Genomic DNA, 1,395 nt, shown 5'->3' with positions numbered 1-1,395 from the left:
CCCCTTCCCTCGTCCGGGCGCCGGTCAGGGCGTGTGCGCCGCGATGTCCCAGAGGTGGGCGGGACGCCCACAGCGCATGGCCTCCCAGGCCGCGCGCCGGTAGCAGGCCGCCACCAGGCCGTCCCGGACCAGTCCCGAGGCACCGTGCAGGTGGACCGCGTCACGCGTCACGTCGAGGGTGGTCTCCGCCGTGAGGGCGATCAGTCCGGCGGCCTCCCCCGCGCTGAGCCGGTCCTCGTCGAGGTCCCGGGCCGCGTCCCCCACGGCCCAGCGCACGGCGTCGAGGCGCGCCAGCAGGCCCGCCACGCGCAGCCGGGGGCCCTGGTGTTTGACCAGGGCCTGGCCGAACTGCTGCCGGCCGCGGATCCGGGAGACGACCGCCGTCAGGGCGGCCGCCGTGATCCCGGCCAGCAGCGAGGCCTGGTGGACGGCCGCGCGCAGGCCCACGCGGGCGAGGGCCTGCTCGGCGGCCAGGCCGCTCAGCAGCACCGCCTCGGCGGGCAGCCGTACCTCGTCGAAGACGGCACTGGCGACGGCTCCCCCGCCGTGGTCGCGCAGCGGGCGGACCTGGACGCCCTCGGTGGGCAGGCGTACGAGCGCCACGCACGGGCCGTCGGGGCCGCCGGCGAGGACCAGGAGGGCGCCCGGGCCGACGCCGGCGGCGAAGGGGCCGCCGGTGCCGGTGAGGACGACGGCGCCGGTGTCCGGGTCCGGCTTCCACGTGATGCCCGGCGGTACGGTGCCGCGCGGGTCGGGCAGCCGGCCCGGCAGGGCGAGTGCCAGTTCCCCGGTGCGTACCTGGTCCAAGAGGATGTCGGTGGCCTCGGGTGCGAGCGGGCCGAGGCCGGAGATGAGATCCAGGGCGAGGAGGGTGTCGGTGAGGGGGACCGGCTGCATCGCGTTGCCCGCCTCCTCGCACACCATGGCGACGACGGCCTGGCCGAGGTCGAGGCCGTCGTGGCCGATGGGCAGGGCGAACTCCCAGGCCCCGACCTGGGTCAGCGCCTCCCAGGCGCCGGCGGGGGTGTCCCCGTCGACCTCCAGTCCCTGGCGCACGGTGAGCCGGAGCTGTCGGAAGAGGGAGTCCTCGTCCTCCCGCTCCCGCCAGCGCTCGGACGCCGCCGCCGGGCCGCGGCCGCCCGTGCCGTTCCCGTTGACCGCCTGTGATGTCACGGCCGTACCTCCGCCCCTGAGTCGAGACGCAGCCGGGCCAGCGTCTCCAGCATCATTTCGGCGGTGCCGCCCGATATCCGCATCCCCGGGGCTTCGCGCAACGCCGAATCGAGTGGATGTGCCACCCCGTCGACCTCGGGGTCGTCGAGGGTCATGCTGCGGTCGCCGTCGAGTTCCGCCGCCCACCAGGCCACCTCGGCGGCGAGCTCGGTGGTGTACCAC

Annotated in this window: 2 protein-coding genes; both read right to left on the bottom strand. The window is 76.2% G+C overall.

Annotation, left to right across the window (positions count from 1 at the left end):
• Positions 1-24: 24 nt before the first annotated feature.
• Positions 25-1,173 (bottom strand): acyl-CoA dehydrogenase family protein, encoded by a 1,149-nt coding sequence (locus ACWGIU_RS37905; protein WP_453712632.1) that lies wholly within the window; start codon positions 1,171-1,173, stop codon positions 25-27.
• The coding region (locus ACWGIU_RS37900) for an acyl-CoA dehydrogenase family protein (protein WP_453712630.1) at positions 1,170-1,395 on the bottom strand (226 nt) is incomplete at its 5' end. The genes ACWGIU_RS37900 and ACWGIU_RS37905, both read right to left, overlap by 4 nt.

Source organism: Streptomyces sp. NPDC054840, assembly GCF_053611065.1.
Note: the sequence above shows the minus strand (reverse complement) of the source record. Positions and strands in the feature narration are given on the sequence as shown.